General features: G+C 68.4%; 22 protein-coding genes and 2 pseudogenes. 15 read left to right on the top strand and 9 right to left on the bottom strand.

Annotated features, from left to right (window positions below; all coding sequences use genetic code 11):
• Positions 1-71: 71 nt before the first annotated feature.
• A complete protein-coding gene (locus L593_RS05720; protein ID WP_020445992.1) occupies positions 72-929 on the bottom strand; it encodes a TatD family hydrolase in 858 nt (285 codons plus the stop codon).
• An 82-nt stretch (positions 930-1,011) separates the two neighbouring features.
• Positions 1,012-1,545 (bottom strand): NYN domain-containing protein, encoded by a 534-nt coding sequence (locus tag L593_RS05715; RefSeq protein WP_020445991.1) that lies wholly within the window; start codon positions 1,543-1,545, stop codon positions 1,012-1,014.
• A 171-nt stretch (positions 1,546-1,716) separates the two neighbouring features.
• On the opposite strand from L593_RS05715, the gene gcvT reads away from it, so the two are divergent.
• The 3 genes from gcvT to L593_RS05700 all read left to right on the top strand — a co-directional run bounded on the left by gcvT (position 1,717) and on the right by L593_RS05700 (position 3,717).
• Entirely contained in the window at positions 1,717-2,805 is a 1,089-nt protein-coding gene (gcvT, locus tag L593_RS05710; protein ID WP_020445990.1) for a glycine cleavage system aminomethyltransferase GcvT, read from the top strand.
• A gap of 119 nt (positions 2,806-2,924) precedes the next feature.
• Positions 2,925-3,308, top strand: coding sequence for a glycine cleavage system protein GcvH (gcvH, locus tag L593_RS05705; protein ID WP_020445989.1), 384 nt, complete (start codon positions 2,925-2,927; stop codon positions 3,306-3,308).
• Positions 3,309-3,390: 82 nt separating this feature from the next.
• Complete coding sequence (locus L593_RS05700; RefSeq protein ID WP_020445988.1) at positions 3,391-3,717, top strand: hypothetical protein; 327 nt, start codon at positions 3,391-3,393, stop codon at positions 3,715-3,717.
• Positions 3,718-3,799: 82 nt separating this feature from the next.
• On the opposite strand, the gene L593_RS05695 is transcribed toward L593_RS05700, so the two are convergent.
• The 3 genes and pseudogenes from L593_RS05695 to L593_RS05685 form a co-directional block, all read right to left on the bottom strand.
• Positions 3,800-4,264, bottom strand: coding sequence for a low molecular weight phosphatase family protein (locus tag L593_RS05695; RefSeq protein WP_020445987.1), 465 nt, complete (start codon positions 4,262-4,264; stop codon positions 3,800-3,802).
• A 22-nt stretch (positions 4,265-4,286) separates the two neighbouring features.
• Positions 4,287-5,450 carry an ACR3 family arsenite efflux transporter gene (arsB, locus tag L593_RS05690; RefSeq protein ID WP_020445986.1) on the bottom strand — a complete coding sequence of 388 codons (1,164 nt, stop codon included), beginning with the start codon at positions 5,448-5,450 and terminating at the stop codon, positions 4,287-4,289.
• Between the two features lie 98 nt (positions 5,451-5,548).
• Positions 5,549-5,935 (bottom strand): annotated as a pseudogene (locus L593_RS05685) (ArsR/SmtB family transcription factor); the annotation flags it as partial.
• A gap of 174 nt (positions 5,936-6,109) precedes the next feature.
• On the opposite strand from L593_RS05685, the gene L593_RS05680 reads away from it, so the two are divergent.
• On the top strand, positions 6,110-6,511 hold the full coding sequence (locus tag L593_RS05680) for a RidA family protein (protein WP_049894339.1): 402 nt from the start codon (positions 6,110-6,112) through the stop codon (positions 6,509-6,511).
• 53 nt (positions 6,512-6,564) lie between these two features.
• On the opposite strand, the gene L593_RS05675 is transcribed toward L593_RS05680, so the two are convergent.
• Complete coding sequence (locus L593_RS05675) at positions 6,565-7,479, bottom strand: YkgJ family cysteine cluster protein (RefSeq protein ID WP_020445983.1); 915 nt, start codon at positions 7,477-7,479, stop codon at positions 6,565-6,567.
• A 213-nt stretch (positions 7,480-7,692) separates the two neighbouring features.
• On the opposite strand from L593_RS05675, the gene L593_RS05670 reads away from it, so the two are divergent.
• Genes L593_RS05670 through L593_RS05645 form a run of 6 tightly spaced genes read left to right on the top strand, consistent with a single transcriptional unit; the run spans position 7,693 to position 14,555 of the window.
• Positions 7,693-8,874: a PstS family phosphate ABC transporter substrate-binding protein gene (locus tag L593_RS05670; protein ID WP_020445982.1), complete on the top strand. Its 1,182-nt coding sequence runs from the start codon at positions 7,693-7,695 to the stop codon at positions 8,872-8,874.
• Between the two features lie 33 nt (positions 8,875-8,907).
• The gene (pstC, locus tag L593_RS05665) at positions 8,908-10,095 is read left to right on the top strand and encodes a phosphate ABC transporter permease subunit PstC (protein ID WP_020445981.1); all 1,188 of its coding nucleotides are present in this window, start codon (positions 8,908-8,910) and stop codon (positions 10,093-10,095) included.
• Positions 10,092-11,714: a phosphate ABC transporter permease PstA gene (gene pstA / locus L593_RS05660; RefSeq protein ID WP_020445980.1), complete on the top strand. Its 1,623-nt coding sequence runs from the start codon at positions 10,092-10,094 to the stop codon at positions 11,712-11,714. The genes pstC and pstA overlap by 4 nt, the downstream gene beginning before the upstream one ends.
• A gap of 5 nt (positions 11,715-11,719) precedes the next feature.
• Positions 11,720-12,622 (top strand): phosphate ABC transporter ATP-binding protein PstB, encoded by a 903-nt coding sequence (gene pstB, locus L593_RS05655; protein WP_049894334.1) that lies wholly within the window; start codon positions 11,720-11,722, stop codon positions 12,620-12,622.
• A gap of 8 nt (positions 12,623-12,630) precedes the next feature.
• Positions 12,631-13,368, top strand: a complete 738-nt coding sequence (phoU, locus tag L593_RS05650; RefSeq protein WP_049894332.1) for a phosphate signaling complex protein PhoU — start codon at positions 12,631-12,633, stop codon at positions 13,366-13,368.
• Between the two features lie 2 nt (positions 13,369-13,370).
• Positions 13,371-14,555, top strand: a complete 1,185-nt coding sequence (locus L593_RS05645; protein ID WP_020445977.1) for an AbrB/MazE/SpoVT family DNA-binding domain-containing protein — start codon at positions 13,371-13,373, stop codon at positions 14,553-14,555.
• Between the two features lie 19 nt (positions 14,556-14,574).
• On the opposite strand, the gene L593_RS05640 is transcribed toward L593_RS05645, so the two are convergent.
• Positions 14,575-15,291 carry an enoyl-CoA hydratase/isomerase family protein gene (locus L593_RS05640; protein ID WP_020445976.1) on the bottom strand — a complete coding sequence of 239 codons (717 nt, stop codon included), beginning with the start codon at positions 15,289-15,291 and terminating at the stop codon, positions 14,575-14,577.
• A gap of 121 nt (positions 15,292-15,412) precedes the next feature.
• Here L593_RS05640 and L593_RS05635 point away from each other — a divergent pair, with 121 nt between their 5' ends.
• The 4 genes and pseudogenes from L593_RS05635 to L593_RS05620 all read left to right on the top strand — a co-directional run.
• Entirely contained in the window at positions 15,413-15,826 is a 414-nt protein-coding gene (locus L593_RS05635; RefSeq protein ID WP_020445975.1) for an SRPBCC family protein, read from the top strand.
• A 90-nt stretch (positions 15,827-15,916) separates the two neighbouring features.
• Positions 15,917-17,125: an alanine--glyoxylate aminotransferase family protein gene (locus tag L593_RS05630; RefSeq protein ID WP_020445974.1), complete on the top strand. Its 1,209-nt coding sequence runs from the start codon at positions 15,917-15,919 to the stop codon at positions 17,123-17,125.
• Between the two features lie 262 nt (positions 17,126-17,387).
• On the top strand, positions 17,388-18,098 hold the full coding sequence (locus L593_RS05625; RefSeq protein WP_020445973.1) for a hypothetical protein: 711 nt from the start codon (positions 17,388-17,390) through the stop codon (positions 18,096-18,098).
• 96 nt (positions 18,099-18,194) lie between these two features.
• Positions 18,195-18,905 (top strand): annotated as a pseudogene (locus L593_RS05620) (PspA/IM30 family protein); the annotation flags it as partial.
• Between the two features lie 148 nt (positions 18,906-19,053).
• Here L593_RS05620 and L593_RS15905 read toward each other — a convergent pair.
• Both L593_RS15905 and L593_RS05615 read right to left on the bottom strand, forming a co-directional pair.
• Positions 19,054-19,209: a hypothetical protein gene (locus L593_RS15905; RefSeq protein WP_187292662.1), complete on the bottom strand. Its 156-nt coding sequence runs from the start codon at positions 19,207-19,209 to the stop codon at positions 19,054-19,056.
• A 4-nt stretch (positions 19,210-19,213) separates the two neighbouring features.
• Positions 19,214-19,516, bottom strand: coding sequence for a HalOD1 output domain-containing protein (locus tag L593_RS05615; RefSeq protein ID WP_020445971.1), 303 nt, complete (start codon positions 19,514-19,516; stop codon positions 19,214-19,216).
• A gap of 522 nt (positions 19,517-20,038) precedes the next feature.
• Here L593_RS05615 and L593_RS05610 point away from each other — a divergent pair.
• Positions 20,039-23,689, top strand: a complete 3,651-nt coding sequence (locus tag L593_RS05610; RefSeq protein ID WP_020445970.1) for a bacterio-opsin activator domain-containing protein — start codon at positions 20,039-20,041, stop codon at positions 23,687-23,689.
• Positions 23,690-23,693 lie beyond the last annotated feature (4 nt).

Here is a 23,693-nt window from a genome sequence, read left to right as displayed (position 1 = left end):
GTGACGGATTTCGGCCCGAACGGCTCCAGGAACAGGACTTCACCGCCTGCCGCGTGCGCTGCAGCAGATCGCTACTCCAGCGTCGCTTCGGTGTCGATCCCGTAGACTGCAGCGGGCGTGTCGACGTGCGCCGTCCGGATCGCGTCGGCGTGCCCCTGCTCCAGGAGCCACTCGACGCGACGCGGGACGGTCTTCGGGCCCATCACCGCGCCGGGCCGGTCGGGGTCGTCGAGGAAGTCCGTCTCCATGAGGAACGGCTCGTCCTCGGTCTCGGCGCGCTCGGCAGCGGTTTCGAGGCGATCCTTCTGGCAGATGACGCTCGGCACTGGTCCCTCGAGCCGCCCCTCGGCGTAGTGTTTGACCACTCGTCCGCGCGGGAGGCCGGCGTCCTCGGCCCACTCCGCGACCTGGGAGAAGTCCTCGCCCGCCTCGGCGTGGAGCTGCACGGCACAGCCCAGTTCGGCGGCGGTCTCGAAGGCGTGGCGCATGACCGCGTTCGAGGCCGCCCAGACCGGGTCGGGGACGTCGTAGTGTGGTCGGCCGGACTTGAGCGCCAGCGCGGGGCCGTCGGCGACGTAGTCGGCTGCGACGTCGATGCCGGCCTGCAGCAGGTCGCGGGCTTCCTCGGGTTCGAAGTCGCGGTCGTCGACGAGGCGCGAGAGCAGCCCCGGATGGACGCCGAGGACGGGCCAAGCGCGGCCGGAGAGGACCTCGCTCGCGTCTTCGACGACGCCGATCGTGGACTCGAAGCCAACCCGGAAGTCCTCGGGCGCCTCGATTTCGACGCCGTAGTGCCAGGAGGGCAGGTTGACGACGAGCATGTGGGTGCCGCCGGCCTCGGCGAAGGTCTCGACGGCGTCGACGCCGCGGCCTCGCTCGGGCGAGAGGTGGAGGTGGTCGTCGAGAATCGCTCCGTCGTACTCGGGCATGGTCGTGGGTTGTGCCGGTCGGACGAAAAGCGCCGGGGTTCGGCCGATGCGGTCCGGGGGAATCGCTTCGGCCGAGGGCGAACTATCGCTCCTCGAGCACCACCGCTACGTCGGCGGCGTTGGCCAGGGCGTCGGAGTTCCCGTACTGCCCCGGCGGGAGGGCGACGGTCCGGATCCCCGCGCGCCTGGCGGCCTCCAGGACGGGTTTGAAGTCGGTGTCCCGCGAGGCGAGCGCGAGCACGTCGATCGCACCGTCCCCGATGGCGGCGGTCGCGTCGACGGCGAGGCGAACGTCGACGTCACCGCTGGTCACGACGACCTCGAAACCTCGCGCTTCAGCGGCCTGGATGAGTCTCGCCGGCGCGTTCTCGTCGAGGTAACAGCGCGAGATCGCGAGTGATCCCTCCTCGCTCGCGGCGTCGCGAGCGTCGTCGAGGTCGACGGAGAAGTCCTCTCGGAGTACGTTCGGCCCGTCGACGAACAGGCCGACGCGAGGCGCGGTCTTGGCTCCGGTTTCGAGGCCCGTCGCCTCGGCCGCTGTCGCGTCCTCGTCGTGCGAGCCGTCGCCCCGTGACTCGTTCGAGGTGGCCCCGAGTAGCTCGCGAAGCCAGCGCATGCCTCGCCGTCTGCGCGGCCGGCGAATCAACGTGTCGATGCTGTTCGGCTCGACGTCAGCGTGTCGATGCTGCTCGACCCCAGGGCGCCGTCTTCCCCACGACTGTCCGCCGTACCGGCACGTCGGCCACCCGATGAAAAGACATTACCCCGCGGCGGTGGACGTTCCTGTATGGCCGAGCGGACCCCGCCGTTACACGACGAGCACCGCGCAGCCGACGCCGACTTCACCGACTTCGGCGGCTGGTCGATGCCCGTCGAGTTCGACGGGATTCGCACGGAACACGAGGCCGTCCGGGAGTCGGTCGGACGCTTCGACGTCTCCCACATGGGCCAGGTCGTCGTCTCGGGGCCAGGCGCCACGGAGCTGATGGACCGACTGACGACGAACGACGTCGAGGCGCTCTCCGTCGGCGACGCCCAGTACGCCGCGATCACGGACGAACGCGGCGTCATGCTCGACGACACCGTTGTCTACCGGCTCCCCGACCGGCAGGCACAGCCGGCCTACCGGTTCGTGCCGAACGCCGGCCACGACGAGCAGATGGCCGAGCGCTGGCGGTCCCATCGCGACCGGTGGGGCCTCGCAGCGGAGGTCGACGACAGGACCGGCGAGGACGCGATGCTCGCGATCCAGGGGCCCGAGGCGATGGCAGCGATGGCCGAGATCGGCGAGGACGTCTCCGACCTCGGTCGGTTCGAGGCCCGCTGGGCGGACGTGGCGGGCGTCGAGTGCTGGGTCGCCCGGACGGGCTACACCGGCGAGGACGGCGTGGAACTGATCTGTCCGGCGGGCGTCGTCGACACGGTCTGGAACGAACTCGACTGCCAGCGCTGTGGCCTCGGCGCGCGCGACACGCTCCGACTCGAGGCAGGACTCCTCCTCTCCGGGCAGGACTTCGACGCCGAAGACAACCCCCGGACGCCCTACGAGGCCGACCTCGGCTTCGTCGTCGAGTTCGACAGCGACTTCGTCGGCCTCGACGCCCTCGCCGAGCAGGCCGAGGAAGGGGTTGCCGAGCGGATCGTCGGCTTCGAACTCGAGGAGCGGGGCGTCCCCCGCCACGGCTACTCGATCGAGTCGGCCGACGGCGAGACGATCGGCGAGGTGACCAGCGGCACCATGAGCCCGACGCTCGACGAGGCGATCGGCCTCGGCTACGTTCCGATCGACTACACCGAGCCGGGGACCGACCTCCGGATCGTCGTCCGGGACGATCCCAAAGTGGCGACCGTCCGGGAACTGCCGTTCCTGGAGTAGCCGTCGACCCGGTGCCGCCGGCACGACGCCGACGACACGGTCCCGCCGCGACCGACTCCGTACACGCGGATTTACTATCCACCAGCCACGAGACACCACCAAGCGAGGATTTCCAACGCATGAGCTTCGACGTACCCGACGACAGGCGCTATCTCGACTCGCACGAATGGGCAGCCCAGGACGACGGCGTCGTCCGGATCGGCATCAGCGACTTCGCACAGGACGAACTCGGCGACGTCGTGTTCGTCGAGTTCCCCGACGAAGGGGAGTCGATTACGGCCGGCGAGGCCTTCGGCGTCGTCGAATCGATCAAGGCCGTCTCGGACCTCTACGCGCCCGTCAGTGGCGAGGTCGTCGAGGTGAACGAGACGCTGTTCGACCGTCCGGAACTCGTCAACGACGACCCCTACGAGGAGGGCTGGATGCTCGCCGTCGAACCGTCCGAGGAAAGCGAACTGGCGGAACTGCTCGACGCCGACACGTACCGCGAGCAGGTCGAGTGACTGACGTCGGCGGTCCGCTTCGACGGACTGCACCAGTCTCGTGTAACAAGACACATTGCTCGGCGCTGTGTGACTGCTCGATATGACCACCGCTGTACTCGTTGGCCCGGACGCGGACGGCCTCGGTGACGCACTCGAAGACGTCGGCGTAACCGTCACCCGCGTCGGCGACGTCGCGACCCGGCCCGACCTCGAGGAGGCCGGCATCCTCGACGCCGACCTGCTCGTCGTCACCGACGTCGAGGAGGCGACGACGATCCCGATCGCGACGGATCTGAACCCGGACGTCCGCGCCGTCGTGTACGACCGCGCGGCGCTGCCGGAGTTCGTCAGCGCCCAGACCGACCTCGCCGTGGATCCGGAGCTGCTCGGTCCGGCGGACGTCGCCGAGGCGCTCGTTGAAGACTGACTCCGGGATCGTCGGTGGCCGCATCCGTCGGCGCGTTCGCTCCCCGCCGAACTGTGGATCGATCGCCGCCCATGTCCAGCCGTCAGTTCTCGCGATTCGGCCCGGAGTCACGGCTGATCTCGTCGAACATCTCGGAGACTCGTTCCTCGACCTCGTCGCGAATCTCACGAACGCGCTCGGGATCCTTGCCGTCGGGATCCTCGAGCGCCCAGTCCCGAACGTTCACGGTATCGTCGACCTTGCCGACGTCGAGCGTCGAGCAGCCCATCGTCGCGACGTGGTCACAGGAGCGCAACTCCTCGCTCGTGATCTCTCGGGGCGTCCGATCGGCGACGTCGAACCCGGCGTCGGCCATCGCGTCGACGACCTCGTCGTGGACCCGATCGGCCGGGTGCGTGCCCCCGGTCAGGATCTCGACGGCGTCCTCGAGGCCGCGGCGCTCACGTTCGTGTTCGGCGAACGCGGTCGACATCTGGGAGCGTCCGGCGTTCTGGACGCACACGAAGGCGATGCGAATCGGATCGTCCGCGTCGGTGTCGGGTGTCATGGTTCAGTATCTGTGGTCGTCCTCAGTCGTCGGCTGCCGATTCGGCAGTCGCTCCGTCGAGACGTCCGGCGTCGAACCCGCCCCAGTCGTAGCGCCGCTGGAAGTACAGTGCGACGTGGACCAGCGCCAGCAGTACCGGGACCTCGATGAGCGGGCCGACGACGGTCGCGAACGCGACGCCGGAGCCGACGCCGAAGACCGCGACGGCGACGGCGATCGCGAGTTCGAAGTTGTTCGAGGCCGCGGTGAAGCCGATCGCGGTCGTCGTCGAGTAGTCCGCGCCGATCGACCGGCCCATCCTGAAACTCACGAGGAACATGACGACGAAGTAGATCGTCAGCGGGACCGCGATCAACAGGACGTCGCCCGGCGAGGCGACGATGGCGTCTCCCTGGGTCGCGAACATGACGACGACGGTAAAGAGGAGTGCGACGAGCGTCAGCGGGTCGATTCTCGGGACGAACGCCTCGTCGTACCACGTCTCGCCCTTCGTGCGCGTCCCGACGTAGCGCGTCAGGAAGCCGCCGGCGAAGGGAATGCCGAGGAAGATCACGATGGCCTCGAACACCTGCCCCGGCGTGACGTCGAACGTCGTGATCCCGTCTGCGAGCGCGGTCATGCCGAGCTGATCGGGGAGGACGAGCGCGAAGAACCAAACGTAGACGCCGTAGGTGAGGATCTGGAAGAGGCTGTTGAAGGCCACTAGCCCCGTGACGTACTCCGTCGATCCCTCGGCGAGTTCGTTCCAGACGAGTACCATCGCGATACAGCGGGCCATCCCGATGAACACGAGCCCGAGGAAGTACTCCGGACGCGCGGGCAACCCGGGAACGAGGCCGCTGAAGAAGAAAACGGCGAGGCCGAACATCAGCGTCGGCCCGATGAGCCAGTTCTGGACGAGGCTCAGACCGAGCACGCGCCAGTTGCTGAACACTGCCCGGAGCTGTGAGTAGTCCGCCTTCGCCAGTGGCGGATACATCATCGCGATCAGGCCGATCTCGACGAGGTGCAGATTCTGGATCGGCTCCGTCACCGACGGTGCCACGTGGCCGAGCCCGACGCCGAGCGCCATCGCACCGAAGATCCACAGGGTGAGGTACTTGTCGAGGAAGTCCATCGACCGCGGGTCGCCACAGGACTCGCAGTCGCAGTTCGGGCCGTGCTCGTGGGCCTCGGTCGTGCTCATCGAGCGTCACCGCCTGTTCGATCGCTTTCACCGTTCTGTTGCTCGCTTTCACCGTCAGCTCGCGCTTCCCCGTCGTCTCCCCGCTCCTCGACGGCGCCGACGCTCCCCTCGATCACGGTGACGAGTGCGACCGCTCTGTTGGTCGCACTGTACTTCTTCCACCGGCCGTCCTTTCGCCCCTCGAGGAGGCCCGCGTCGACCAGCGCGGACAGCGCGTGACTCAACCCGCTCTCGCTGACGTCGACGACCGCGTTCAGCTCACAGACGCAGAGCTCCTCCTCGGCAGCGACGAGGACGCGGACGAGCGTGTAGCGCGTCTCGTTGGCGAGGGCCGAGAGGACGTCGAGTTCGGCGTCCACTCGCGCCGTGCCGAGTGCCGCTTCGAGCGTCCCGAGTTCGTCGAGGCGGCGCTCGACGTCTTCGTCCCGACACTCCCCGAGTTCGTCGTCGAGATAGCGGCGAAGTCGATCGCTCGCAGTTGCCATCGCGAGTCAGTTGAATAGAATATCAATTAATTGTTCCGATATGGTGCAATGCTGAGGCGCGTATTGATGGCAAGGAGTACTGTATTGGTACCGAGATATATCGAGACGTGATGTACTGGTAACGATGCATACTTACTTGATCAATTTCTAAATTCGGCTGTGGAAGCCGAACCGATGCAGCAGCCCAGTCCGGACCGTGCCAGTGCACCAGACAGGCAGCAACGCGACGGAACGGCGTTCGTCGGCGCGTTCGGCAAGACGACCGGCGAATCTGATCTCTGCTTCGTCGAGGGGCAGCTCCCCGAGGACGGCGACGGCGTCGTCGACGACCCGCCGGCGAAGCAGCTGGAACGCTGCCTCCAGAATCTCGACGCACAGCTGGACCGCCACGGGCGGGATCCGAGCGACGTCCTCCAGCTCACGCTCTACCTCACCGACTTGGACGCCTACGAGGAGGTCAACGACGCCTACGAGGCGTACTTCGACGACACGTACCCGGCACGCACCACCGTAGGCGTTTCCGAACTCCTCGGCGGTGCCGCGGTGACCGTCGACGCCGTCGTCGCGCTGGAGTAGCCTCGGCCACAGGTGGCGGGCGCTATCGCCCGGGTCGGTTGTTCGACCCGTCTTCACTCCCAACCGGGCGTGTCTGGGGCGCCCCGCTCGACCTCGACCTGCTCGCCCAGCGTCGGAGCCGCGTCGCCGCCCTCCAGTTCCGTCCACTCGTCGATCGATCCGCTGACCCACGAGTCGCCGGCGTCGAATTCCTCGCGTGCGCGCTCGCGCCAGTCCTCGCTCACGGCGAGTGTCCCGGGACTCGACGATGCGGCGACGGTGACGAACGCGCGCCGATCCGCTCGCGTTCCGTTCCCGTTGGCCAGCCGCTCGATGCGGCCCGTCAGCGACTCCGGTTCCGGGTGCGCGAACAGCTTCGCGCCGAGCGCCTGCGGCCCCAGCCCGACGCCGGGTGGGTCAGCCGGCGGCTCATCGTCGAGCAGGCGCTTCCCGCCGCCGGATTCCTCTACGCGCTCGCACTCGGTCGGCTGGTCGAGCAGGAGGTTGAAGCCGGGGTACGCGGCACAGGCGTTTGGATAGAGCTCCGAGTCGTGAATGCGGCACTGGAGCGTCTCGGGATCGAGAAACGTGCAGGTCGGCAGCCACACCGCCTCGTCGCGCCCGGCCGGCGCGACGGGCTTCGGTGGTTTGCGGAGCCCTACGTAGAACACCGGTCGGCCCCGAATGCCGGCGAGCGGGTACCCGTCGACCTCGACCGGGGCGTCCGGTCGATCGGCCGCCTCGGCGCTCGCCGAATCGGCGTCGCCGGCGGTCGTCTCGGCCCCGTCGATCGTCCAGAGCCGGGGGCGAAGCGCGTCGCCGTGACCCGCGGCGAGCATGGCCCGCACCTCGTCGCGTTCCAGCGGTACGAAGTTCGTGGACGCGTCGAGTGGTTGGCGCTCTCCCTCGCGTTCGGGGTCCTCGATGCCGGGCGCGAGCGCGTGCCAGTCGACGCAACAGCCGGCACAGCCCTCGCAGTCGACGTCCATACCGAACCAACGCTCCGGTCGACCAAAAGCTCCAGCACGGATCGCCCCAGCGATCGCGCTCGCCGCCGAAATCGGGCGTCGCTCGTAGTTGAATAGAGTGATATATAGCTCTCTGGGCCACTCGAATTCGGGGCATAGCGGGGTGGAGCGGGGCGTAGGCACCCGGACAACTATTATAAAGTGTCTTACTATTAACTGGGTTTGATCCACGTGATGGCACGCGAGTCAGCGGCCAACTCCGACCTCGTATCACGGCGGAAGATCATCCTGACCACTGGCGCTGCGGGTGCGGCAGCGCTGGCGGGCTGTTCGAGCGGCGACGGTGACGACTCCGACGACGGTGGCTCGGACTCGGGTTCGGACTCCGGCTCCGATTCCGGTTCCGACTCGGGCTCGGACAACGAGAACACCGACGGCAACGAGTCCGGCAGCATGGACACCAGCGTCCTGACCGCCGACGGGTCCTCGACGGTCTACCCGATCACGAACACCGGCGGTAGCTACTGGAACTCCAATCCCGAGGCCGGCGACGAGGACTACTGGCCGAACTCGTGGGCGCAGGAGGAGTACGACACCCAGATGCGCCTCGCCGACTTCTTCGCACAGGACTACGGGTACGAGGCCACCGAGGAGCGCTCGAACCCGCCGTTCCGCGCGTCCATCGCCCTGTCCCACTCCGGGACGGGCGTCGAGGGCGTCATGGAGGAGCGCATCGACATCGGCGACTCCTCCGCCCCCGCGGAGGCCGAACTCGCCGGGACGGACCCCAGCGAGGAGACGCTGAACAACTTCGTCGACCACGTCGTCGGCGTCGACGGCCAGCCGATCGTCGTCTCCCGCGAGATCGCGGACGCGGGCGTCGAGCAGATCACGATCGAGGAGCTCCGCGGCATCTACCGCCAGGAAATCACCAACTGGAGCGAGGTCGGCGGTCCGGACCGCGACATCCTCGCGCTCGGTCGCTCCGCTGGCTCCGGGACTGACACCGCCTTCCGCGCCAACGTCTACGGCGACCCCGAGGCCTCGATCAGCCCCGACCAGCGCTTCGGGCAGAACCAGCAGCTCCAGCAGGCAGTCACGCAGGCCGACAACGCGATCGCCTACATCGCCCTGGCCTTCGTCGAGCCCGACGGCGGCACGCCTCCGATCGGCCTCGAGATCGACGGCACCCTCTACGAGTACGGCACGAACCTCGGTGCGCAGGACTACCCGCTCTCGCGAGACCTCCACGCCTACACCTGGGAGGACACCTCCCGGAAGGAGGCCTGCTTCATCAACTTCCTCCTCTCCGACTTCGGGCAGGAGATCTTCGTTGCGGGTAACAACTACTTCAAGCTCCCCCAGGACCGCCTGGAGACCCAGCGCGAGATGGTCGCTGCCTCGAACTACGAGTAACTCCCCGTCTGCAGTTTCTTTTCGAGTACACGCATGGACAATACTCCCGACGACCCCGACGATACCGACATGAGTGGGACGATTCAGCGGCGGATGCAGGCAGTACGCGACTGGATCGACGCGAAGATCGCGGCCATCGTGACGTGGTTCCGCAAGCTGCCGGACCGAATCCGGGACTTCCTCGACCGGACGCCTGCGGACGCACAGGCGATTCTCCTTCTCGGGGTCGTCTCGTTCGCGGCTGCCGCCTACTTCTTCTGGCGGAGCCCGGGCCAGGCCGCGACGCCGCTCACCCTGTTCGCCGGCGCGACCGCTGTCGGCTGGATCCGCCACAGGGGCAGGACGGCGAAGGCGCTCACGATGCTCGCGAGCGTCGTGACCGTGGCCATCCTCCTGCTCATCATCTCGTTCCTGGTCCTCCACTCCCGGGACGCCTTCGAGCACATGGGGACAGAGCTTCTCTGGCGGCTCGAGCCGCCGTTCTGGGAGGCGCCGAGCCCCGACGGCACCTACTCGCTGACCCCGCTGATGGTCGGGACGGCGCTGACGACCGTCATCGCGACGATGATCGCCGCCCCGCTCGGTATCGCCGGCGCGGTGTTCATCAGCGAGATGGCGCCCCGGCGCGTCCGCGAGGTCGTCAAGCCGGGCATCGAACTGCTCGCTGGCATCCCATCGATCACGTACGGGTTCGTCGGACTCACGATCGTCAACCAGTACTTCTACACCGAGTTCCAGACGCCGACGATCGCCTCGTACTTCGCGGCCGGCGTCATGATCGGTCTGATGGCGCTGCCGACCGTCGTCAGCGTCGCCGAAGACGCCCTCGCCTCGGTTCCGGAGTCGATGAAGAGCGGCTCGCTGGCGATGGGGTCGACCGAGTGGCAGACCACGAAGAGCGTCACGATCCCCGCTGCCTTCTCGGGCGTCTCCGCTGCGGTCCTCCTCGGCGTCGGCCGCGCGATGGGCGAGACCATGGCGGCGACGGTCATGCTCTCACACACGAAGGGCGTCCCCGATCCCTTCTTCGACGTCTTCAGCCGGTACGGAGAGACCCTGACGACGGTGATCGCGAGCGAGGCGCCGAACGCGATCGGTGGCATGCACGAGAGCGCGCTGTTCGCGGCCGGTGTCGTCCTGTTCGTCTCAGTCATGCTGTTGAGCATCACGGCGCAGTACGTCGAGTGGCGGATGCACCGCAAGCTGGGTGGTCAGTCGTGAGCACGATCGATCGTCACGACCTCGTCACCGGCGACGGCGGTCTCCGCAACGGGATCGCCGTCGGCCTCCTCACCGCAGCCCTGCTCACCTTCCTCGCGAGCTGGCTCGTCCTCTTCGGACAGGTCGGTGACGGCATCGACCTCCTGGGCGTCCCGCTGGTCGACGTCCTCGCACTGTCGCTGGTCGTGCAGGGAGCCGGGCTCGGCCTGCTCGGCCTCGGAAGCTACTACGGCTACTTCCCGTCGAATCCCTCGCCCTCCTCGGGCCTCCTGACGGGCTTCCTGGTCGGATTCCTCTGGACCGGCACGCTCGGGGGAATCGGGTCGGTCCAGCTCGGTCTCGGCACGATCGGCTGGGTCGGGGTGGCCATCCTGGGCGGGATCGCCGCCTTCGTCGCCGTCGTGTTGCCCAGCGAGGACGTCGGCTCGACGGTACCGCTCGCCGCGCTGATCGCACCGCTCGGTCTCGCGATCCTCGTCGGTCCGCTCTCGCCACCCTGGGTCTGGGAGCCCAACTGGACGGACGCCATCTTCCCCGGCAGCGAGGTGCTTCCCCTCCTGTTCATCGCCGTGTCGGTGGTCAGCGCCTGGAGCGTCGCGAAGGCACAGGAGGGCTTCGGCGCCCGCGGTCGCCAGCGCGGCGCCTACTACCTCATCGGGACGAGCGTCGCCGGGATGCTCGGGACGCTGGGCCTGATCATCTGGTTCATCGTCGACAACGGCCACGAGGTCTTCCTCACGGGCGCGGAGATCGGCGGGCTCGACGGGGAGTTCACGATCCCGTTCCTCGGGGTCACGATCCCGTGGCTCCACGTCAAACTCCCGTTCGTCACGAACGTCCCCGGTGGGCTGTTCGTGGAGATCCCCGGGGTCTGGCCGGCGGTGCTCGGGACGATCTGGCTCGTGATCGGCGCGGTGGTCGTCGCCGTGCCGCTGGGGATCGGCTCCGCGATCTTCCTCACCGAGTACGTCGAGCGCGGCCGGATCACGCAGGTGGTCGAGGTCGTCACCAACGGCCTCTGGAGCACCCCGAGCATCGTGTTCGGACTCTTCGGCCTGGCCTTCCTGATGCCCCGGCTCAGCGGCGGCGGTCGCTCGCTGATCGTCGGCCAGATCGTCCTCGGGTTCATGCTCCTCCCGCTGGTCATGATCACGAGCCGCGAGGCCATCCTCTCGGTACCCGACGAGTACCGGGACGCGAGCGCGGCGCTCGGCGTGACCCGCTGGCAGACGATCCGGAGCGTCGTGCTCCCGGCGGCGATGCCGGGCGTCATCACCGGCGTCATCCTCGGCGTCGGCCGGATCGCGGGCGAGACCGCGCCGCTCCTCCTCGTGTTCGGTGGACCGCCGTTCCCGTCGGACAATCCGGCAGTGATGAAATCCTTCGAGTTCAGCCTGCAGCCACCGTTCATCACGAACGAGGCGCTGACGCAAGCTGGCACGGCGTTGCCCTACCAGCTCTACACCTCGATCACGGCGGGCGTCTGGAACAAGGAGATCTACACCACGACCGAGTTCGGCTGGGGAACCGCCCTCGTGCTCCTGGGCGTCGTCTTGCTGTTCTACGGCATCGGCGTCGGGGGCCGAATGTACTTCGAGCGGAAGCTGAGCGACAGGTGATGACAATGAGTGAAGCAGACCTCACGCGGACCGACGACGAGACGCACAGCGCGACCACCGCCGGCGAGACCCACGAGCGCGTTCAGGAGGAGTGGCGCAACTACGAGTTCGCCGGGGAGCCGAAGTTCGCCGTCGAGGACCTCGACGTCTACTACGGCGACGAACGGGCGCTCCAGGGGGTCTCCATGGAGATCCCCGAGCAGAGCGTCACGGCGCTGATCGGCCCCTCCGGCTGTGGCAAGTCCACCTACCTGCGGTGCCTCAACCGCATGAACGACCGCATCAAGGCGGCCGAGATCGACGGCTCCGTCGAACTCGACGGCCAGGAGATCTACCAGGACAACGTCGACCTCGTGGAGCTTCGCCGGCGCGTCGGCATGGTGTTCCAGGCGCCGAACCCGTTCCCGAAGTCGATCCGGGACAACATCTCCTATGGACCGCGCAAGCACGGCGACATCTCGACCGGGCTGCTGCCGAAGCTGCTCGGCCGCGACGACACCGAAGAGCGCGACGACCTCGTCGAGCGGTGCCTGCGTCAGGCCGCACTCTGGGACGAGGTCGAGGACCGCCTCGACGACAACGCCCTCGGCCTCTCCGGTGGGCAACAGCAGCGACTCTGCATCGCGCGCTGTCTCGCCGTCGACCCGGAGGTCATCCTCATGGACGAGCCCGCGAGCGCGCTCGACCCGATTGCGACCGCGAAGATCGAGGACCTCATCGAGGAGCTCGCCGAGGACTACACCGTCGTCGTCGTCACCCACAACATGCAGCAGGCCGCGCGGATCTCCGACCAGACCGCCGTCTTCCTCACGGGTGGCGAACTCGTCGAGTACGGCGAGACCGACCAGGTGTTCGAGGATCCCCAGAGCCAGCGCGTCGAGGACTACATCACCGGGAAGTTCGGGTGAGCACGCCCGTGCCCCGAGAGTCATTCCAGGCCGAACTCGAGGCGCTCCAGGCCGACGTGGTCGGGATGGGCGAGCACGTGCTCGCGCAGCTCGACGACGCCCTGACGGCCTTGGAGACGGCCGACGCCGAGCTAGCGAGCGACGTGATCGACGGCGACGACGCCGTCAACGAGCGCTACCTCGACCTGGAGGCACGCTGCGTCGACCTGTTCGCCCTCCAGCAGCCCGTCGCCAGCGACCTCCGGTTCGTCGCGGCCGCGTTCAAGATCCTCACCGATCTCGAGCGGGTCGGCGACCTCGCGACGAACCTCGGCCAGTACGCGCTGGCAGCGGGCGACGGGACCGTCGCCGCGGACGGCGCCGCCGGCACCGCATCGTCCGCCGTCGACGTGCCGCCCGAGAGCGTCACCGAGATCGGCCGCGATGCCGAGGCCATGCTTCAGGACGCTCTGGACGCCTTCGAGACAGAGAACGCCGAGGTCTGCCCCGAAATCGCGGCGCGCGACGACGAACTCGACGTGCTCTGCCAGCACGCGGGCGAGGACGTCGTCCGGCAGCTCCTCTCGGCTGGCACCGCCGCGACCGATACCGACCCACCGACGGAGTGGGACGTCGAGCAGGCCCTCGACGACGTGTCGCGGGTCCTGCTGACGATCCGCGACCTCGAGCGCGTCGGCGACCACGCCGTGAACGTCGCCGCTCGAACGCTCTACATGGTCGAACACGACCCGACCCTCGTCGTCTAATCATGGCTCGTGAAACGCGCAAGATCCAGAAAGTCGGCGGCTCTACCTTCAGCGTCTCGCTCCCCAAGGACTGGGCCCGAGCCCGCGGCCTCGACGCCGGCTCGCTGGTCACGCTGTTCGCCCACCCGGACGACGTGCTCGTCGTCCAGCCCGGCGACGACGACCGCGAGACCGAACGTACCGTCACCGTCGCCCACGAGTCACCCCAACGACTGGAGCGACTGCTCCGATCGGCCTACGCCGCGGGGGTCGACGCGATCCGATTCGAGGCGACCGAGAGCCTGACCCGCGAGCAGCGCCGCGCGGTCGGCCGCGTCACCGACGACCTCCCCGGGACGACCGTCGTCCAGGAGCGCGAGGACCTGCTCGCGATCCGCGTACTGCTGGACGGGTCGGAGGTCTCGATCCAGCAGTCGGTGCGCCAGCTCGCCTTCGTCGCGTCCTCGACCCACCGCGATGCCGTCGGCGCGCTCGTCGGCGAGGCGGATCCGGACGCGATCGACCGCGGCGCCGAGGCAGATCGACTGTTCGCGCTCGTGGACCGCCACTTCCAGCGTGGCTGCTCGGAGATCGGCACGCTCGACGCGCTCGATTCCTCCCGGCCCGAACTCGCGGTGCTCCGGGCGACCGCCCGCGAACTGCAGGCCGTGGCCGCCGACGCCCGCCGGCTCGGCAACCTCGTCGAGACGCACGGCCAGGGACAGGACGTCGACGACGCCCGGCACCAGTCCGGTACGGACGCCGACCACACCGCGCCGCTCGCGGACGACGATCTGGCCGAGGCGTTCGAGCGACTCGGCGAGCGCGCCCGGACGGTGCTCGAACGGGCGACCGACGCGCTCGTCGCCGAGGACGGCACCGACGACGCCCGCTCGGCGCTGGCACGACACGCGGCCCTCGAGGATGCCCTCGACGAGACCGAACGAGCGCTTTTCGCCGCCGAGCCGGACGTCTGGCAGGGTCGGGCGCTCGAGCACTGCCGCCGCACCGCCGACCACGGCGCGACCGTCGCCCAACTCGCCCTCCGCGGTGCGCTCCGGCGCGGTGACCTCGACGCTGCTGCGCCGCCCGATCCGGCCGACGGCTCGGTCGGTGCTGCCGGGGTCCCCGGCGTGATCGACGGCGAGTCGACGGAGGACGGCGTCAGCGTCGACGGCCCCGACGTTGCGCCGGACGCCGACGACTGAGGTCGGCGTCGATCCGCCGTCACCGCCCGCCGCCGTCGGTCCGTGCCACGACCAGGTCCGCGAACGCCGCTGCTTCGCTCGCTTCTTGCGTCGCTCGATCCGCGTCGTCGCGGAGTCGCCGCTTGACCGTCCGGAGCGCGTCGGGATCGACGCTCGCGAGTTCCTCGGCGACCTCGACGATTCCCTGTTCTCCGTCGACGATCCGAGAGACCAGTCCGATCCGCAGGGCGTCCTCGGCGTCGAGCACCCGCCCGGAGCACGCGAGGTCCATCGCGTCGCCGAGTCCGCAGACCTCCCGGAGCCGGATCGTGCCGCCCCACGCGCCGAACAGGCCGAGTTCGACGCCCGGCTCTCCCAGGGTGGCTGTCGGCGTCGCGATCCGGAGATCGCAGGCGAGTGCGAGTTCGAGCCCACCGCCCCTGGCCGCTCCGTCGATACCCGCCACGACCAGCGGATCGGCCGCGGCAATCGCGGTCGCGACGCGCTGGCCGTGCTCGGCGAAGGCCTTCGCCGCGTCGCGATCCGGCAGCGCGTCGACGACATCGAGGTCCGCGCCGGCGCAGAAGGCGTCGCCGTCGCCGCGAAGGAGGACGACCGGTTCGGTCGCGTCGGTGACTGCGGCTTCGAGCTGGTCCAGCCCCTTCGGCGTCAGCGCGTTCCGGCGTTCCGGCCGGTCGAAGGTGACGGTACGGATCGTCGCACCGTCCGCCACGGTCCGGGTTCCAGTCCTGATCATACGCCCGCTGTGATCGCCGCGTGCTTCGGTCTTTCCCGGCGACGACCGCCCGGAGCCCAGGAGGTCGATCGCGTCCGCTGTCGGGGGTCTTTACGTGCACGCCGCCGAAGGTCGAACAACGATGGTCGTAGAGGTCGAGCGGGTCGTCGAGGTGGACGCCGGAATCGACGCCGTCTGGGACGTGCTCGCCGACCCGGCTCGCCGGGGGCGAGCGATCAGCGTCGTCGACTCCTTTCGCGTCGAGGGCCAGGAGTTCGTCTGGCAGGTGTCGCTCCCGATCCCGGTGATCAACCGGACCATCGCGGTGCGCACCCGCGACGAGGTCCGCGAGGAGCCGACGTTCGTCCGCTTCACCGGCGACTCGAAGGCGTTCGGCGTCGAGGGCGAACACGAGTTGACCGAACTCGACGACGGCGGCACCAGGGTGCGATCGTCGTTCGCCGTCGACGGGAAGCTGCCCGGCGTCGAGCGGTACTTCGAGCGCAACATCGACGAGGAGCTGTCGAACCTCTTGGATTCGATCGAGACCGCCTGAACGGTCGCTCGCCGTCGGCACGCACGCAGTTACCGCGTCCGCCTCGCCGCGACCCCCTCTTTTAGGGCGTTGGCGGTCGAGCACCCGCCCATGACGGACGATCCCGTGCTTCGCGAGTCGAGCGAGCCACCGGCCGTCGGCGAACTGACGCCGCCGGATCGCACGCTGATGGGGCCAGGACCGAGCGACGTGCACCCGAGAGTCCTCCGTGCGATGAGCACGCCGCTGGTGGGCCACCTGGATCCCTCCTTCGTCGAGATCATGGACGAAGTCCAGGAGCTCCTGCGCTACACGTTCCGCACCGACAACGAGTGGTCGATCCCGGTCTCGGGCACCGGTTCGGCGGCGATGGAGGCCGCGATCGGCAACGTCGTCGCGCCGGGCGACACGATGCTCGTCCCGACGAACGGCTACTTCGGCGGCCGGATGGCCGAGATGGCCCGCCGCGCCGGCGGCGACGTCGTCGAGGTCGACGCACCGTGGGGCGAGCCGCTGGATCCGGCCGACGTCGAAGACGCTCTGGCGACACACGAACCGGACGTCTTCGGCTTCGTCCACGCCGAGACCTCGACCGGTGCGAAACAGATCGACGTCCCCGCGCTGACCGAGGCGGCCCACGACCACGGGGCGCTCGTGATCGCGGACAGCGTCACCTCGATCGGTGGCGTCGAATTGCGGGTCGACGAGTGGGGCATCGACGTGGCCTACGCCGGCCCGCAAAAGTGCCTCTCCTGCCCGCCGGGTGCCAGTCCGCTCACGCTCAACGATCGCGCGATGGAGAAAGTCCGCGCCCGCGAGGAACCCGCCCGCTCGTGGTACCTCGATCTCTCCCTCCTCGACGACTACTGGGGCGACGAGCGCGCTTACCACCACACCGCCCCGATCACGAACGTCTACGCGCTCAGAGAGGCCCTCCGACTCGTCGCCGAGGAGGGCATCGAGTCGCGCTGGGAGCGCCACCTCGAGATGGCAGGCGCCCTCAAGGCCGGGATGGAGGCGATGGGCCTCGGACTCAACCCCGCCGACGAGTACTGGCTCCCGAGCCTCAACGCGGTTCGCGTGCCCGACGGCGTCGACGACGGTGCGGTCATCTCGACGCTCCTCGAGGACTACGACATCGAGATCGCCAGCGGGCTCGGCGATCTGGAGGGCGACATCTTCCGCATCGGCTGCATGGGCTACTCCGCTCGCCCGGAGAACGTGATCTACGTCGTGAACGCGCTGGGCGAGACGCTGGAGCGCCTCGGCGCGGAGGTCGACGCCGAGGCCGGCCGGACTGCGACGCTCGACGCGCTCTGAGTTCGGGTTCGCGCGATTCTCTCTTTCACGCCAGTCCGTGCGACGGCATTGGCTATCGCCCAGTGCGAGCTTTCGCGTTCCTCCGGGTATCGTGCGATTGCACACTCCACCGAACCGCCGGAGTTCGACCAACCACGTCCGGGGGGCTAGGAGGGGCTTCCGGGCCGTTTGCTGTCGCCGTCGCTCCGTCACTCCTCGATCGCCGTCCCTTCCCTGCGGCGTTTCCAAAGGTCTTTGCCCGCTTACCCCCAACTCCACGGTCATGGAGGAGGCCCCGCGCGTCCGCGAGGCGCTACGGGAGTCGCTACGCGAGATCGACCCCGACCCGTTCCGGGCCAGGCTGGAGCGGACGCTCGAGGGCCGGCCGCTCACGCCGGGTATTCTGACGGTCCGAACGGCCAGTGCGATCGACGGCGCGGTCGCCTCGGAGGCCGCCGCTCAGCGCGCAGCCGGGGTTCAGTTGATCTACGAGGGCCTGCGGCTCACGCGCCGACTCGTCGAAACCGAGCCGTGGCCGCCCGCTGGCGAGGGCGACCCCGACGTCGACGTCGTTGCGGCGGAGGTGCTGGTCGCAAGCGGCCTGAACCAGCTCGCCCACACCGGCGTGCGCGACCGGGTCGTCGAGATCATCCGGCGGTTCGGTCGCACGCACTCGCGGGACGCCGACGGCCAGCCCCACGAGGGCGATGCGTCGGACCTCGACGCCGGTGATTCGCCACTCGACGTCGACGACGAGCCGTCGCTGGAGGCGGACGTCGTCGTCCTCGCGATCGCCGCGGGCGCGGACCTCGCTGCCCAGACGGTACCGCCGGGCCTCATCGAGTACGCCAGGGAACTGGCCGCGGAGATCGACGCGGATCCGCTCCCCGACGGCGAGCCGATCGACGACGTTGCAGAGACCGTCGAACGGATCGTCGCGGCTGCCGAGTCGCCCGCGGAGGACCGCTCGCGATCCTCGACCCTGGATCCCTGAGCCTCGGCCGCTTTCACCGCCCGCGGCAGCGGGCACCGTTTCACTGTCGGCAGCCGTCGGTCAGGTTTTTGTCTCCAGGGTGCCACTGTGTCACGTATGGGCATCCTATCACGCGCGTCGTACGTCGTTCGCTCGAAAGTCAACGCGGCGATCGGTCGCGCGGAGGACCCCGCGCAGACGCTGGATTACTCCTACGAGCAACTGCAGGACGAACTCCAGTCAGTCAAGCGCGGCATCGCAGACCTGACGACCCAGAAGAAGCGCCTCGAAACCCAGCGTCGGCGGCTCGAGGAGAACGTCGAGAAGCACGAGGACCAGGCGCGACGCGCGGTCGAGCAGGACCGCGACGACCTCGCGCGGCGTGCTCTCGAGAAGAAGCGGACGAAGTCCGCCCAGATCGACCAGTTGGACGACCGGATCGAGGAACTGGGGATGACCCAGGACGACCTCGTCGAGAAGAAGGAGGCGCTCCAGGAGCGCGTCGATCAGTTCCGCACGCGCAAGGAGACGCTGAAGGCTCGCCACCAGGCCGCGGAGGCCAGCACTCGCGTGTCCGAGGCGGTCACCGGCGCCGGCGACGAACTCGCCGACGTCAACCGGGCGATCGAGCGAGCGGAGGACCAGACCAGGGAGATGGAGGCCAGATCCGCCGCGCTCGACGAACTCGAGGAGGAGGGCGTCCTCGAAGATCAGTTGCGCGAGGAGTCGTCGCTGGAGCGCGAACTGTCCGAACTCACGGAAACTGACGAGATCGACGAGGAACTCGCCGAGATCAAGTCGTCTGTCGAGGGCGAACCCGTCGACGGCGGCGCCTAATCCTGGGCGTCAGGAGGATGCGTCGCGGCGGCCGGCACCCCGGCCTGCTCAGGGCTCGATCTGCAGAAGCACGTCTCGTTAGCGTTCGATCTGTTGGAGCAGGTCTCGATCGGGTGTCCGTCTACTGAAGCAGGGCCAATCAGGTCTCGATCTCTTGGAGTTCGTCCGACCAGATCCAGGCGTGTTCGTTCTCCGGGTCGGAGATGACGCCGACGACCGACTCGCCGACCTCGTACTCGTCGTAGCGTTCTCTGATCTGTGCGTCGCGATCCGTCGGGCTGTACGACTCTGGCACCGTTTCAGTGCACCTCGACATCCTCGCCGTCGATGGTGACGTGCCCGTCACTGCCGACCTCGATCGCGTGGCCCTGGTACTCGAAGACGACTTCGAGGACGGTATCGGAAGCGAGGAGCCGATCCAGCGCCTCGGTGTCGACGGTACGGAACAGCGGTGCCATCGTCGCGGGGTCGGTCCCGATGGTATCCGCGATGGCGGCGACGATGCGGAGACTCGGAGAGAGGTCGTCGGCGGCGACAGAGAGCGAACGAAGGTCGTCGGTCTGAACCGTCTGGACGTCGTGATCGTTTGGTGCAATACCCATTGTCAGTCTTCTTTAGCGGTACGATCGGTATCGGTTTGTTCCGTACGTGTATTAACCCGCGTTTGACCGGGGGATATGTGTATTCACGCGACGGGTCTGACTCGAGCACCGCGTGGGGTGAAACCGAATCGCCTCGACGCAGTCGGTCGATTTCACTCGAGGGGCTCCTCCCGGGACCTCGGATCCGGCCGCGGCGGTGATCCGACGGTCACGACCAGTGGCTGCTGACCGTGGTCCTGCCCGCAGATCGCGACGTCAGCCGTACCCAGCTGGTACGTACCTCGCCGGCAGCCGTCTGCAGGTGGCCCGGAAAACGATGGTTACTCCTCTCGGATACGCCCGAACGAAGCCCACTCGTAATGGTGCCGTGGGCCCTGTTCGGGTGACATGACTGGGTCGTCCGCGCCGCCGGCACAGCGTCACGCCACCAGGACTCGAGAACGACGACTCCGATTCGTCTCGCTCGCGGTGGGGATCGCCGTGGTCCTGTCTTTCGCCATCGCAGCATCGCCCCGGGGGAGTGTGCCACCCTCCGCACTGGGCAGCACGGACTGGCACGTCCTCGTCAGTGTGGTCTCACTCGGTGGGATGGCGGCAACGAGCGACGTCGAGCGGCTCATCGAGGGCGTCGAACGGGTTGCGGCGGGGGACTACGACGTGGCGTTCGAACTGGAGCGCGACGACGAACTGGGACGGCTTGCGAGCGCGCTCGAAGAGATGACCGCGGCGATCGCGACGCGCAAGGCGGATCCGACCGACGCCGACGAGCCCGATCCAGCGGACCGCGAGGACGAACTCCACCGGTACGCGCGGCACTTCGAGGCGGTGTTCAACGACCCGAACCTGCTCGCGGTGATCCTCGATCCCGACGGGACGCTCCGGGAGATCAACGACCGGGCCATGGGGATGATCGACGCCGACCGGGAGTCCGTCCTCGGCGAACCGTTCTGGGAGACGCCCTGGTGGGAGGGTGACGAAGCGCTGCAAGCCGAGATCCGCTCTGGAATCGAGCGTGCGGCCACGCACGACGAGTACGTCGAGTACGTCGCCGACCACGACGAGACAGAGACGGCCGCCTACACGTCCGAGGGCGTGATCCGCCCGGTGTCGGACGCGTCGGGGAACGTCGAGTCACTCGTCGTGTCGGCCCGGGACATCACCGAACGCCGGGAGCGAGAGGAGGAACTCCGGGAAGCCCGCGACCGCCTCACGAAGACGAACCGGGCGCTCGAGCGACTCTACCAGATCGGCGCCGACCGCGACGCGTCTCTCGAGGAGAAGATCCAGACGCTGCTGGACCTCGGCCGCGAACGCCTCGACCTTTCCGGCGGGTACCTCTCGTCCATCGACCCCGAGGACGACCGGTTCGAGTTCGTGCAAACGAGCGGTCTCGACACGATGTCTCCGGGGACGGTCACCTCGTTGACGGAGACGTACTGCAACGAGACGATCACCACTGGCGAGGTGTTCGCGATCGCCGACGCCCCGGCCGAGGGCTGGGGGGAGCACCCGGCGTACCAGCGCTGGGGCTCGGCCGCGTACATCGGCGGGCGGGTGTACGTCGAGGGCGAACTCGCCGGCACGCTGGCCTTCGTCGACGACGATCCTGCGCCGTCGGGGTTCACCGCCGAACAGTACACGTTCGTCGACCTCGCGACGCAGTGGGTCGGCTACGAACTCGAACGACGCCGCAAGTCCGATCGCCTCGTGGAGTACACCTCGTTCATCGACGACGTCCTCGACACGATCGAGGACGTCTTCTACGTCGTCGGTCCGGACTCGGCGTTCGAGCGCTGGAATCAGTCGCTCGGCGAGGCCACGGGCTTCTCCGAGGAGGAGATCGAAGGGATGGAGCCACTCGACTTCATCGCCCCGGAGGATCGGGACGCCCTCGCATCCGCGCTCGACGAGGCGTACGAAACTGGCTCCGCCCGGATGGAGGCGCGCGTCCTGACGAAGGACGGCGAGAAGGTCCGCTACGACTTCCTGGGGTCGGTGCTCGAGGATCCCGACGGAAACGAGGTGCTCGTGGGCATCGGACGGGACGTCAGCGAGCGCGCCGAGCGCCAGTACGAACTCAAACGGACGAAGTACCTGCTCGACCTGGCACAGCGGATCGCCCACGTCGGCGGGTGGGAACTCGACGTTCGATCCAAACCGTACGTCTTCGAGGCGACCGACGAGTTCTACCGGATTCACGGCGCGACGCCCGCGGACCACGTCGACGTCGAGACCGTTCGCGAGTTCTACCACTCCGACGAGCGCCGGGGCATCGACCGCGTGATGGCGGACGCGATCGAGAACGGCGAGAGCTACGACATGGAGGTGCGGCTCGCGACCGACGGTCGCGGCCGTCGGTGGGTCCGGGCGATCGGCGAGCCGGTCACGTCCGACGGCGAGATCGTCGCCGTCCGCGGCTCCGTGCAGGACATCACGGAGCAAAAAGAACAGGAGCTAACTCTCGAATCGCTCCACGAACTCTCCCGCGGGCTCCTCGAAGTCGACTCGCGTCCGGCAGTGGCCGCGCGGGTCCGCGACGCGGCCGTCGGCGTCCTCGACATGCCTTGCGTCGCCGTCTATCTCTTCGAGGAGTCCACGGGCCGGCTCGAACCCGCCGCGGTGTCGGAGGCCTTCGAGACGGTCTGTCGCGACGAGGGGGTCGGCTTCGACGCCGAGGACGACTCGCTGGTGTGGGAGAGCTACGTCAGCGGCGAGGCGATCGAGATCGACGACCCGGCGCAGGACAACTCGCCGATTCTCGAAGCCTCCGACCACGCCGGGATGCTCGTACCGATCGGAGAGTACGGCGTCTTGCTCCTCGCCTCGGGCAGAGACGCGCCCGACGCCGACGACCGCCGGCTCGCCGAGACGCTCGTCGCGACGATGGAGACCGCGCTCCAGCGGCTCGACAACGAGGTCGCGCTCCGGAGCCAGCAGTCCCAGCTCGAGACACAGAACCGGCGGCTCCGCCGACAGATACAGATCACCGAGATCATCCGGCGCGTCGATCGCTCGCTGGTCGGCGCGAGCAGCCGCGACGAGGTGGAGTCGGCAGTGTGCGAGCGACTCGTCGAGAGCGACGACGCCGCCTTCGCCTGGATCGGCGCACTCGACGAGCAGGGAGCCGAACTCGTTCCGCGGACCTGGGCCGGCATCGGTCACGAGTACCTCGACGCGATTTCGCTCTCGACGTCATCGGAGACACCGGATCCGGCGGTCCAGACCGCGGTGTCCGGCGACCCCACCGTCGTCGAGTCGATCGTCGAAGGCGTCACCACCGAGCACTGGCGCAAGCACGCGCTCGTCTGGCAGTTCTCCTCGGCGATCGCGGTTCCCCTGGAGCTCGACGAGTACAGCTACGGCGTCCTCGCGGTCTACGGTACCGAGCCGGGCGCGTTCGGCGACCTCGAACGCTCCGTGTTGCAGGACCTCGGCGGCACGATCGCCAACGCCATCAACGCCGTCGAGGCCCGTCGCGCCCTCTACGCCGACGAGTTCGTCGAACTCCGGCTGCGCCTCGAGGAGGAGGCGGACTTCCTGGGCCAGCTCGCGGCGGCGTCCGGCGCCCGCGTGGAGTACGTCGGGCTGGCGACCCACGGGGAGCACGAATCGCGACTGTTCTTCGAGACGTCGGGTGTGGCGGCGGAGACCGTTCGGGACGCGCTCGAGGACCTCCACTCGGTCGTCGAGTTCCGTCGGATCGGCGAGGCCGAGGAGCCGACGCTGTTCGAGGCGACGGTCGCGGGGACGGTGCTCGCCGCGAGCCTCGTCGGTCGCGGCGGCGTGCCCAGATCGATGGTCGCCAGCGGTGGCGATCTCTCCGTCGTCGTGGACGTTCCGACGACGACCGAGGTCCGCGAGTTCCTCGACATGCTCCGCGAACGGTACAGCTCCGTCCAGTTGATCGGGCGCCGGAACGTCCGTCGGGACGTCCAGACCCGGCAGGAGCTGGTCGCCGGCCTGTTCGACGAACTGACCGAGCGGCAGCTCGAGGTCCTCAGGACGGCCTTCTTCGCTGGCTTCTTCGAGTGGCCCCGGGAGTCCACCGGCGAGGACGTCGCGGAACTGCTCGACGTCTCACAGCCGACGGTGAACCGGCACCTGCGCCACGCGCTCGCGGCACTGCTCCAGGTGATGTTCGAGGAGGAGCCGACGGCGATCGCACCGGCGTAGCTCT

Source organism: Salinarchaeum sp. Harcht-Bsk1 (assembly GCF_000403645.1).
In the GTDB taxonomy this organism is placed as follows: Archaea; Halobacteriota; Halobacteria; order Halobacteriales; family Salinarchaeaceae; genus Salinarchaeum.
Note: the sequence above shows the minus strand (reverse complement) of the source record. Positions and strands in the feature narration are given on the sequence as shown.